This window comes from Bacillus cereus group sp. BceL291 (assembly GCF_051776705.1).
Classification (GTDB): domain Bacteria; phylum Bacillota; class Bacilli; order Bacillales; family Bacillaceae_G; genus Bacillus_A; species Bacillus_A cereus.
Genome location: NZ_JBPWAP010000115.1, coordinates 1 through 11,194 on the forward strand (window position 1 = coordinate 1; position 11,194 = coordinate 11,194).

The following is an 11,194-nucleotide window of genomic DNA, read 5'->3' on the forward strand; positions in this document are numbered from 1 at the left end:
CAGGGTTTATTTGATATGCCCGCTTTTATAAAATCTACAAAAGATAATAAAAAACTATATGGAAAGACCGCATTTTGTTTGAAAATATACCTTAAGTTGATGGATGTGTGCTCCGACCCCTACAATTCGATTATCATTTACAATTACAGATCCAACCAATGGATTTGGAGTCGTTTGTCCCTTCATAGCCTTGGCATTTTCTAGTGCTAGCTTCATATACAATTCATGCTCAAGCATGTAAGTGTCCCCCTTCAAAATGTCCAGAACGCTGAATCTTCGTTTGCAAATATTTCTCATTAAACTCTGAGACATCACCCCATAACGGTTCACGACTCGTAACATTTAATCCAGCTTTTTGTAACGCTTCTAATTTTTTCGGATTATTTGTAATAAGTTTTACAGGTTTTGAGCGTAGCGCTTTTAATACTTCAATTGTATCATCATAGTTTCGAACATCATCTTCAAAACCTAGGTTCAGATTAGCTTCTACTGTATCTAACCCATTTTCTTGCAAGAGGTACGTCATAGCTTTACTAAACAAGCCAATTCCTCTTCCTTCATGATTCGCTAAGTAAAATAAAGCACCTGAACCATGTTCTGTAATCATTTGTAAAGACTGCTTTAATTGGAATCCACAGTCACAACGTTTACTACCAAAGATATCACCGGTGTGACAAATACTATGCATACGAATTAGGGCATCTTCAGAATTCTCAAAATCACCATATACAAGTACACTAGATTGCTGCATATCAGCTAAATTAATAGATGAGAGTTTTTTGATAATTCCTTCTACACTATTTGTAACCTCACTACATTGTAACCAAGAATACCATTGAAAAACTTTAGTCTCCCCATATAAATTAATTGGCAATTTGATAGGGCCTACTAAATAAATATCCTTTCCATCTTGATGTATAAATTGAATTTTATCTTCTAACATATGAATTGTATCTGTTGTAACCATTAGGTACCTCCTAGTATAGAGAATCTCTAAAATTCTCTTCCATTGTTATATTTTTTATTGTTTAACTTACACAACGTAAGTGTTTTTACAGATGCTATTCTTTTTTCTCTCAGCTTATATGCAATATGTATCATTACAACTTTGGCCATTTAAAGAAAAGAGTTTTAGTTACATAAAACAACTTAGTTACTTTATGTAAGTGAGTATACATTCGTAATCAATTTACGTCAAGTAATTAATTATAAAAACATTTGTTACTAATAGTAAGATGTTATATAATTTATTTTAGGAGGTGAAGGAAAATGAATGATTCTACATTATGCCCTCGCTTTGAAAAAGGAATGAAATTTTTTAGTCAACGATGGACAGCACTAATTATTTACCAACTTTTTTCTGGATCTCAGCGCTTTTGTACACTTGAATCTTCTCTTCCTGTTAGCGGAAGATTACTTTCAGAAAGATTGAAAGAATTAGAACTAGAAGGAATTGTCGAACGTAAAGTCTTTCCTGAGACACCAGTTCGTATAGAATATTCTTTAACTCAAAAAGGATTTGCTTTAGAAGCTATTATTCGCGGAATAGAAGAGTGGTCACAGGAATGGATAGAACTTGAGGAATAACATAAAAGCTTTTTCGTATATAGTTTTAAGTAATCAAATTACAGATACCTATTATTAAAACGCTAATTTTTCAAGCATTTATGAAAAGCTAGCGTTTTTTAATAAATAAAATGTAAGAAATAAAGCAAGGTGATCAAAATGATCACCTTGTTCCCTTACAGATTAAAATAGTGTTTTAAAATCTTTTATTCATACATACTCGATTAATAAAAAAAACGAATAAGCTTTTTTATTAATAAACAGTTTTATTTTTACAATACAGTTAGCTTCCCCTGCTATTTGCAGACAGTAAGACCACCACTGATTAAATTTTCATTTTATTACATTCGAATGTTACTTATGAAATTTCACACGCTCTTCAAGCGGTTGGAATTCTTTTTCACCTGGTGCAGCTGTTGGATTACCAAATGGCATTTGTGCAATTAGTTTCCAATTAGTAGGGACATTCCATTCTTGTTTTACCTCATCGTCAATTAATGGATTATAATGTTGTAATGATGCCCCTAATCCCTCTGCTTCTAAACCTGTCCACACGACTAATTGATGCATACCTGATGCTTGGTGTGACCAAATTGGGAAGTTTTCAGCATATGCAGCAAATTTTTCTTGAAGCGATTTAACGATAGCCTCATCTTCAAAGAATAATACTGTTCCATAACCAGCTTTAAAAGAATCCATTTTTTGTTGCGTTCCTGAAAAATCTCCATCTCCAACTACTTTTCTTAATGTTTCAGTGGTAATATCCCATAATTTATCATGAGCTTCACCAAATAATACAACTAATCGTGCAGTTTGAGAATTGAAAGCGGATGGAGTATATTTCACAGCAAACTCCACGATTTCTTTAATTTTTTCATCCGATACTTGTACCTCTTTATTAATCCCATAGTAAGTACGTCTTTCTTTCAGTGCAGTATAGAAATCTTTTGTCATAATTCCGTTCCTCCTAAGTTTTAATATTCTTCAAAATGATACATCTCGAAGATAATATGCGTTTAAATGAGTTCATTTTTGAATCATTGAACTTCCTAGCACCCATTGCCAGTCATTCTAAATCTAAACACACTGCTTCTTTCAGTTTTCCTAAAAAAAGCCTTATAACATCATTCATAAAATCTAATCATCATTCGGTACTATTTTACCCATTCTCTATTCATGTATCCTGCTTGTTTCATATTTACACAAATATGAAATGTAGCTACTTTAATCACCAAATTTCACATTAATTTAGAGCATCTTCAATTACAGCAATTTCGATCACTCGAACAAAACGATGCAATTTAAAGAACATTGCAAAATTAAGTGCTACCTGTAAAAGAACCCTCTTAGCCGACTATAAGAAAAAATAATAAAAAGCCAAAAACGAACAATAATATGTTCATTCTTGGCTTTTACTTAACCATCACATTTATTTTTACTATTGCTTCAAATGATTTTTAACTGCCCTTATTACCAATTCGTGATCTTCTTCTGGTGGTAATCCTGAAACTGTTATCATTCCAATAACCCCTACGTTTTTTATTCTGATAGGAAAACATCCACCAAACGCAGCGTATTCTGAAGTATCTAAAAGATATTTTTCATTATAGGAGACCCCAGTTATTTCACTTTGTATCTGCATATAATACGAGCTACGATCATGCAGGGAAACGACTCGTTTTTTACGCTCAATCCATTTCGTATTTTCCTCATTTGTCCCTGTCATCTTGAAATGAAATAATTGCACACCATTTTTCGTTATATCAACAGCAATCAATTTCCCCTCTTGCTTTGCTGTTTCAACGATAAATAAACCTAGTTGCAAGGCATCTTCATTTGTAAAAGAGGAAAATTGAAGTGTTTCCTCCTCTTTTAAAATTTGTTTACTTATTTCATTCAAATTTGAAGTACTCATATCTTTGTCCCCCTTACTCACTTTATGCCAGATTGCTACTTTTAAAATTATGCAATCCTATCGTGCGGTCTTTCCATATAACTAATACCGTAAAGCGTATTCATTTCTTCTTGGTGCTATTATGAATTATATTTAACTCATTAAAAATGTATGTCCTCTAGTGCTAAACATTTCGTATAGAAGTTTTCTTCCGAATACTACTTACAAACATAAAAAACAGTTGATTGAGCAACCGGTTCGCTAAAAGTTTCATATGGGATATTCATTTAACCAAAGGAATGCTTGTTCATAATCATCAAAAAATTACACTCAATAAAGCAACCTTATGTACGAAAAGAGACTATGTAAAAGATGACCTTTTGTCACTCATTTAAAAAGGGACAAACTCTCCAAATGGAGAAGCCTGTCCCAAAATCGCTTTATTTTATTTTGCACTAGAACTAACAATCGTGAATTAGAATAATGACTTAATACTTGCTAAGACAGTAAGTACACCTACAATAATAACAAATACGTTACTCATTTTCCCTTTGTATTTAGCTAGTACTGGAACTTTTTGAATCGCATACATCGGTAATAGACATAAGATAGCAGCAACTAATGGACCGCTTAGAGAATCAATAAGTCCAAGAATACTTGGATTTGTATAAGCAACAAACCAGCATGATAATACAACAAAAGTAAGGATTACTGTCTTAATTGTTTTTTCTTCAATATCTTTTCCACGTGATTTACCGAACTTAATAATCATGTCACGCATTACTTCAAATGCTCCGATATAATGGCCAAGGAAAGACTTTGTAATAGCCACAAAAGCAATAATTGGAGCTGCAATAGTGATTACAGGCGAATTAAGCTCATTAGCAAGATATGAAAGAATTGATAAGTTTTGTTCTTTTGCCATTTTTATATCATCTGGAGTCAAGCTCAATGCGCTACTCCAAACGAAGAACATAACAACAGCGAATGTCATGATATAACAAACCTTTTGTATTTGCGCACATTTAGCATCAGTGGCTTCGATTCCATACGTAGCTCTCTGTTTCACAACAAATGATGAAATCATAGGTGAATGATTAAATGAGAATACGATGATTGGTAGAATCATCAATATCGTTCCAAAATAGCCTGTTCCTGTTGAAGCAGTTGAAACAGCTGAAAAACTAAGCATTGACGTATTCCACTGTGGAATTAAAGATATTGCGATAAAAAGTAAAGAAACTATGAAAGGATACACTAACATACTCATTACCTTTACAGTAATATCTTGACCAAAATTCAGTATAGCGATAAGACCAAGAACTAATACAAGTGATAAAATAGCTCTTGGAGGTTCTGGCATGTGCAATTGATGCACGATAAAACTACTTGCAGTGTTTGTAAGCGCAACCGAATACATTAGTACGATTGTATAAATTGAACCGAAATATACGATGTTAAAAATGATACTCGCTTTATTTCCGAAATACTCTCTAATTGTACCTGTGATCCCCTCATCAGCAGAATTAGAAGCGTATATCATTTTAGCAAGCGCCCTATGTGAGTAATACATAACTGGATATGCAAGTAATGTAATTAGTAGTAAAGATAATAAACCACCTGAACCTGCATTAATCGGTAAAAAGAGCACCCCTGCTCCAATTGCAGTTCCAAATAGACTGAGTGCCCATGTAGTATCCTGCTTATGCCACTTTTTCGGATCTGCATATTGCTCATTTTTTCGTGCGGTATTTTCAGCTTGAACTTCTATTTTCTTTGCAGTATTCCCGTTCATATAATAACTCCCCCTTGTATCTATTCCTGCATCTCTCTTTACACCTAACAAATATTCCCTTTTCGGAAAATGAATTCCTTACAAGTTGCCCCACTTTGTATGTCCTTCATCATAATGAATCCAAATTGAAACATTCGCTAGTTAGCGTCCTAATATAATTGTTAGCGTTCACAAAAAAGTTTACTCGTAATATCCGCTCTTTATATAAAGACCTCTTAAGAGAACAATATAGAATAGACTTCATAAATACGTTGCAACATTTCTAATAACAGTGTATTACTTTAATGGTTTCTCTTTTTTACTTTTAACAGTAATTTTAGCTAAACCGGCCTCTCTTCATTTGCGAGGCATTTCTTTCTCAATTCTATACATTACCTTCATAACTTCGGTAGCACTGATGATATTGCTTACACAAGCCACTGAAGCACATTACATACATTTCGCCTCTAATCACACACCTTTCTTACTAGTAATCGCATTTTTTATATTTTCTCCAGAGATAATAAAATTTCTCTCGACGCCCTCATTATAACGTGTATATTTATAAAATTAATATTTTTATATTTTCAGAAATATTAAAGTGCAATAATTTTATATGGATAATATTTTACAGTTAGCATGTAGCCATTGTTTTTATCGCTTAAAGCTGAATTAGTTAGTAAAAAAATACAATAATACATTGTTTTTCTAGGTTACTCATTATAAAGATACTTATATCCCCTTTATCAAAAAATTTCATTTTAAACATAAAAGATATTCTAATAAATAATTAATGTAGGTAAAAAGAAAAAATTCCAAAATAAAAAAAACAAATTTTAGGATATATATTATTAATATTGAATTCATATACATTTTAAAAAGATACACTGAGTAAAAAACAAAAAAGCTGCCCCATATGGACAGCTCATTTACATAATTATCGTTATCAGGAATATCTCTATGTTTGTAATGAATCGTTTTTACATCATTTCCTTTTATGCGAAAAGTAATTGTGTCCTCTCCATAAGGCGGATTGTGTGCACCCTCAAAAGTTTAAATTTTAAAATCCCTCATTAACTAGCTCTTTTATCGAGTTTAATTTTGAAGAAAGCTCGATAAACCATTCTTCATCCCCTGTTAATAATGCAAGATCTATAAGATAAAGGATTTGTTCCTTATTTATTACCTTTGATTCAGGGAGTTTGTTAACGTGTTTACTAAAGAGTAAAATCGCTTCGTTTATTGTGTACTGGCCGTCACGTTTCACAATACTAACTGTAACTATATCCTCTACATCATCAAGTGATACAATATAACCAACTATTAATTCACCTTCATTTGATATTCCACGAACCCAATCTCCTACTTTTAAAACATGATTATTATTTGACATCATACCGTTTCACCTTCCTATAAATATTTTTTGTGACAATAAAAAAGATATAAAAACAATTATACTGTAATATTTTTCATTACATTTAAGTGTTAAGAACTCACGGCTATATAATAATTAACCCGCTTAACGCTCTTGATTGATAAGGTCAACAACTTCTTTCATTGTATAATTCTTTAAGTATTCACCTAGATGCTCTTCAGCACCTAAGAAAATAGCGAAAAGAACTTTTCGCATGTTCGAACCTACAACACACTGATTGTTTGATTCTGGACACTTCGGCTGCAAAGCACCTTCAGAGGTTATCTGATAAATATGCCAAAGATTAATTTCATCTAAATCGCGAGCGAAAATAAAACCGCCACCAGTCCCCTCTTTCGATTGTATAAACTTATGTTTTTTTAACAAACTTAGTACTTTGCGAATGCGTACTGGATGTACACCTGCACTTTCTGAAATAGCATTACTTGTTGACATCCGATCTGGCTGTAAAGCTAAATAAGTTAAACTGTGTATGGCCAAGGTAAAGTCGCTGTTCATGATTTTCCTCCTACGATCAAAAATATTGTTTCTCATATATTAACTGTAGCCATAAATATTACAGATAGGTTAGAACGTTAAAACATATAGAATACTTCTTGCCATAAAAAATTAATTCTCTTATATTCTATCCGGTCCCACCTATATCTGATAACTTCATTTAGCTTTTTAAGTTGAAAATAAAATTAAACACTCCACTGTTTCTTCACTTGTTCTTCTGCCAACTGTTTAATTTTTGTCCAAATCGTATCTTTACTCACAATAACATTTGTTTGATAATTTCTATCATTATAATTAACTGTAACACATACTTCAATCATCTTCTGCTTCCTCCTTTCAAAAAACTTTTTCTAAAAATACTACTTATTAATTGGCCAATTTTTGCAATTCAATGTTCAAAAACGTTCGAACGCTACGTGGTAAAAATTTACGAATTTCTTCCTCATTAAAACCAATCTGCAATCTTTTCTCGTCCAGCATAATTGGGCGTCGTAACATTAGTGGATGCTCAATTATTAATGTATAAAATTCATTTAGCGAGAGCTCATCAATATTTATATTTAAGTCCTGAAAAGTTTTGGATCTAGTTGAAATAATTTCAGTAGCCCCCTCTTCAGTTAAACGAAGAATCGATTTAAGCTCATCAACTGTCATAGAATTTGATACGATGTTTTTTTCAATATAATCAATTTGATGCTCTTCAAGCCATGCTTTCGCTTTTCGGCATGAGGCACAGCTTGCTGTTGTATATAGAATTACCATATTTAACTCACTCCTTTAATGTTATGAAACGTACATTTTAAACATCGGTTATTGAAATGTATTAAAAAAAATTACAGTTTAGAATCAAATACAAGCAATATTATTTATTCGAGAATATTTAATTTATCTACATTTTACAGACGATAACAACTCACTTCTAAAAACTATACTGTAATTTTAAACTTTACAGTTCTATAAATCAAATGTTAAGTCTTGGATTCATTCTATTAACGTATAATAGGAGCAGTTGAGACAATACTTGCCTCAACCGATTTTTATATCTCTTTATAATTTTTTGCAGTAATGACTGTTTCAAACTCAAAGGTTTCGGGTAGATGATCTGCATAAGAATATTCAAAAGTTCGTCCATCCGTTAAATAAGCTACTTGTTCAACTCGCATTAGGAAATCCTGATTTGTTAAGTTCATAAACTGCTTTTCCCTATCATCTGGGCGAATTCCTTTAACCCTGACAACAGATGTCCCTACTTCAAGACCAAGTTTATTTTGAATATGTGAGTATATCGACTCCTCTAAAACAGAAGCCTCAACACCTGGGATAACCGAAATTGGCATCCATGTATGCTCCATAATCGTCGGAATGCTGTGAATGATGCGGAGGCGAATGATTTTATAGACGAAATCACCGATTGAAACTCCCAATTTCTCAGCAACTACTTCATCAGCCCCAACAATCGCAAACTCGATAATTTTACTTTCTACCTCACTGCCGTATACAGCTTTCGTACCCGTTAAAGTTTGAATCATTCGTGCCTTTTCCTGTTGACGCCAATCTTGCACCACTGTTCCACTTCCGCGCCGGCGGATGATGTAGCCATCTCTAACTAATAGATCCAGCGCTTTCTTAATAGTAAGGGCTGAAACACCAAATTCTTCAGCAAGGACGGGGCTACTCGGAATTTTTTCGTTGATTTTATATTCACCATCTAAAATTTGCTGTTTAATCTTTTGATAAATGCCGAGGTATTTTACTTGTGTTGATCCGCTTGCCATTTCCATACCTCCTTTATACTGCAAACTCTCTTCTATTCATTCAAATGTAAAGCCTCAAGTTTGTAAACTGAAGGTGATGGGGCAGCAAATCCATTTTCTAAGATTTCAATATTCGTTACCGCTTCTTCGTCTTTCACAAGTTTTGGTGCACCATTTATAATTGTTTCATACGCGGCATCATAGAAACGACCGTAATCACCAAGTGGCGTTTTAATTTGTTTTTCAATCCAGTCACCATTTGCATTACGATACTTAGCAACTCCATAGTACATCGGTGAATCTTCACCAAATCCTGCACTCTCAGGCATAACACCCGCTTTCAAATCATTTTCCTGCTGATCTTCACCATATTTAATAAATGATCCGTTTGTTCCATGAACGATAAAGCGTGGATAATCTTTTGCTACGACATGGTTCGTTTTCAGCTTAATCTTCAACTGATTTCCGTAATGTAAACCAACATCGAAATAGTTATCAACCGCACCTTCCATTTCATTATTACGAATATCGTATGTAACCGTATCTGGACGGCCGAATAGTGAAATCATACGGTCCATCGTATGAATACCTAAACTGTAAAATGAACCTTCTTCTTTTGGAGCTTCATGAGTGATTGAACCAGGACGGAAATAATCAATATGTGATTCAATCTCAATAATATCACCAAGGAATCCTTGTTCAATTACTTGCTTCACAGCTAAAAAATCACCATCAAAACGGCGGTTTTGATAAGGCATAACTACTACACCTTTTTCTCGTCCTAAAGCTAATAATTCTTTCGCATGTTCCACTGTATCGCAAAATGGTTTTTCAACGATAACTGATTTTCCAGCAAGTATAACTTTTTTCGCTAATTCGTAATGCGTATGTGCTGGCGTACAGACCGTCACCACTTGAATTTCCTTGTCATTCAACAATTCGTCCAAATCAGTAGTGAAGTAAACACCTTTTCCCTTATATGGAGCCGCTAATTTTTCATTTATTTGACGTACAAAAATCGTTTTTATTTTTATATTATTACGCGTGTTTACATAAGGTAAGTGATAGCGGTTAGCTGACTTTCCAAATCCAATAAAGCCCATTGTTAATGTCATATTTTTCAACTTCCTTGCTCATAAATTTTCGTTTCTATATTTATTATATAATTTAATCATTAAAAGTATATAGTTTTAAATTTATAATTATATATTAAATAAAAAATCCACGATAAAATTCGTTCTCACTATAAGTTATGGACCTATAAAGTGAAACTTTAATCAGTGGGGCGATTTATTCTCTACTGATTATTTACCCGTAAATACCGGGATGAAAAGGAGCGTAATGAACATGGCATATACTACTATATCTATGGAAATTTTCGGATCAACTGAACAAGTATGGCAATTAATCGGAGGTTTCAACTCCCTTCCAGACTGGTTACCTTATATACCTAGCAGTAAATTAACTGAAGGCGGTCGTGTACGTCATCTAGCTAATCCAGATGGTGAAACAATTATAGAACGCTTAGAAGTATTCAATGATAAGGAACGCTACTACACGTATTCAATCATGAATGCACCGTTCCCGGTCACTAATTATTTATCTACAATCCAAGTTAAAGAAGGTACTGAAAGTAACACATCGTTAGTAGAGTGGTCTGGTACGTTCACTCCTGTTGCAGTTAGTGATGAAGAGGCAATAAATCTATTTCATGGTATATACAGCGATGGACTGAAAGCATTGCAGCAAGCATTTCTAGATTGATTCATGTAATTGATTGAGACGAAAAAGTTAATTAACAGTCAAACATTCGACTTTGTGGTTAAGTTCATTATGAAAGATAAACAAATACAAATTTCATGCCTGCTTGTTAATGACAAGAAATAAAAAATACTACCTCCAAATGGAAGGTAGTATTTTTTTATTAATCAGGAAAAACAATTAATCCCTCTTCTTTTTCTTGCTGTTTTAAATCTTCTTCTGGGAATGTTACAGTTGAATTTTTATCCCCTGTTTTTTTTGTTTCTTCACCTGGAAATACGAAAGTTGAATTTTCTTTTCCTTCATTTTTTTCTACGTTATCTGGAAATACCATAGAATCATTGGTAGTTAAATCACTATGAAAACCAAGGTTAGACAAAATCGCTTTTAAATCTGGTAAAACCCCATGCCCATCAACTTAAGAACAAAAATAAAATGAACTTTCGTTCAAAGCAACTAAAAAACTCGTAATGTACTTTTGGTATTGAAAAGTACACACACCAAATAAACTC

The 11,194-nt window shown here is 33.1% G+C and carries 12 protein-coding genes and 3 pseudogenes; 2 read left to right on the forward strand and 13 right to left on the reverse strand.

Going from position 1 to position 11,194, the window contains the following annotated elements:
- Nucleotides 1–102 precede the first annotated feature (102 nt).
- Both ACS2CR_RS31600 and ACS2CR_RS31605 read right to left on the reverse strand, forming a co-directional pair.
- Nucleotides 103–237, reverse strand: a pseudogene (locus tag ACS2CR_RS31600) (bifunctional diaminohydroxyphosphoribosylaminopyrimidine deaminase/5-amino-6-(5-phosphoribosylamino)uracil reductase RibD); the annotation flags it as partial.
- On the reverse strand, nt 230–967 hold the full coding sequence (locus ACS2CR_RS31605) for a GTP cyclohydrolase II (RefSeq protein WP_053512632.1): 738 nt from the start codon (nt 965–967) through the stop codon (nt 230–232). The pseudogene ACS2CR_RS31600 and the gene ACS2CR_RS31605, both read right to left, overlap by 8 nt.
- 302 nt (nt 968–1,269) lie before the next feature.
- Between ACS2CR_RS31605 and ACS2CR_RS31610 the strand changes: the two genes are divergently transcribed.
- Nucleotides 1,270–1,587 (forward strand): winged helix-turn-helix transcriptional regulator, encoded by a 318-nt coding sequence (locus ACS2CR_RS31610; RefSeq protein WP_001000104.1) that lies wholly within the window; start codon nt 1,270–1,272, stop codon nt 1,585–1,587.
- Nucleotides 1,588–1,920: 333 nt separating this feature from the next.
- Here the strand turns inward: ACS2CR_RS31610 and ACS2CR_RS31615 are convergent, their stop codons facing one another.
- From ACS2CR_RS31615 to ACS2CR_RS31660, 10 genes and pseudogenes are all read right to left on the reverse strand, one after another.
- Nucleotides 1,921–2,520: a nitroreductase family protein gene (locus tag ACS2CR_RS31615; RefSeq protein ID WP_053512633.1), complete on the reverse strand. Its 600-nt coding sequence runs from the start codon at nt 2,518–2,520 to the stop codon at nt 1,921–1,923.
- Between the two features lie 484 nt (nt 2,521–3,004).
- Complete coding sequence (locus ACS2CR_RS31620; RefSeq protein ID WP_000107937.1) at nt 3,005–3,481, reverse strand: heme-degrading domain-containing protein; 477 nt, start codon at nt 3,479–3,481, stop codon at nt 3,005–3,007.
- Nucleotides 3,482–3,935: 454 nt separating this feature from the next.
- Entirely contained in the window at nt 3,936–5,255 is a 1,320-nt protein-coding gene (locus ACS2CR_RS31625; protein WP_001014190.1) for an aromatic amino acid transport family protein, read from the reverse strand.
- Between the two features lie 918 nt (nt 5,256–6,173).
- A pseudogene (locus tag ACS2CR_RS31630) lies at nt 6,174–6,287 on the reverse strand (DUF3888 domain-containing protein); the annotation flags it as partial.
- A 7-nt stretch (nt 6,288–6,294) separates the two neighbouring features.
- Nucleotides 6,295–6,630 (reverse strand): IDEAL domain-containing protein, encoded by a 336-nt coding sequence (locus tag ACS2CR_RS31635; RefSeq protein WP_000987462.1) that lies wholly within the window; start codon nt 6,628–6,630, stop codon nt 6,295–6,297.
- A gap of 123 nt (nt 6,631–6,753) precedes the next feature.
- The gene (saiR, locus tag ACS2CR_RS31640) at nt 6,754–7,167 is read right to left on the reverse strand and encodes an Rrf2-family transcriptional regulator SaiR (protein ID WP_001083465.1); all 414 of its coding nucleotides are present in this window, start codon (nt 7,165–7,167) and stop codon (nt 6,754–6,756) included.
- A 185-nt stretch (nt 7,168–7,352) separates the two neighbouring features.
- Nucleotides 7,353–7,487 carry a BA3454 family stress response protein gene (locus tag ACS2CR_RS31645; protein WP_000573532.1) on the reverse strand — a complete coding sequence of 45 codons (135 nt, stop codon included), beginning with the start codon at nt 7,485–7,487 and terminating at the stop codon, nt 7,353–7,355.
- Nucleotides 7,488–7,533: 46 nt separating this feature from the next.
- Nucleotides 7,534–7,929: a transcriptional regulator SpxA gene (spxA, locus tag ACS2CR_RS31650; protein WP_000236189.1), complete on the reverse strand. Its 396-nt coding sequence runs from the start codon at nt 7,927–7,929 to the stop codon at nt 7,534–7,536.
- 275 nt (nt 7,930–8,204) lie between these two features.
- A complete protein-coding gene (locus tag ACS2CR_RS31655; protein WP_000146278.1) occupies nt 8,205–8,942 on the reverse strand; it encodes a GntR family transcriptional regulator in 738 nt (245 codons plus the stop codon).
- 32 nt (nt 8,943–8,974) lie between these two features.
- On the reverse strand, nt 8,975–10,036 hold the full coding sequence (locus ACS2CR_RS31660) for an oxidoreductase (protein ID WP_000176647.1): 1,062 nt from the start codon (nt 10,034–10,036) through the stop codon (nt 8,975–8,977).
- 232 nt (nt 10,037–10,268) lie between these two features.
- Here ACS2CR_RS31660 and ACS2CR_RS31665 point away from each other — a divergent pair, with 232 nt between their 5' ends.
- Nucleotides 10,269–10,685: an SRPBCC family protein gene (locus ACS2CR_RS31665; protein ID WP_000332044.1), complete on the forward strand. Its 417-nt coding sequence runs from the start codon at nt 10,269–10,271 to the stop codon at nt 10,683–10,685.
- Between the two features lie 160 nt (nt 10,686–10,845).
- Here the strand turns inward: ACS2CR_RS31665 and ACS2CR_RS31670 are convergent.
- A pseudogene (locus ACS2CR_RS31670) lies at nt 10,846–11,097 on the reverse strand (collagenase); the annotation flags it as partial.
- Nucleotides 11,098–11,194 lie beyond the last annotated feature (97 nt).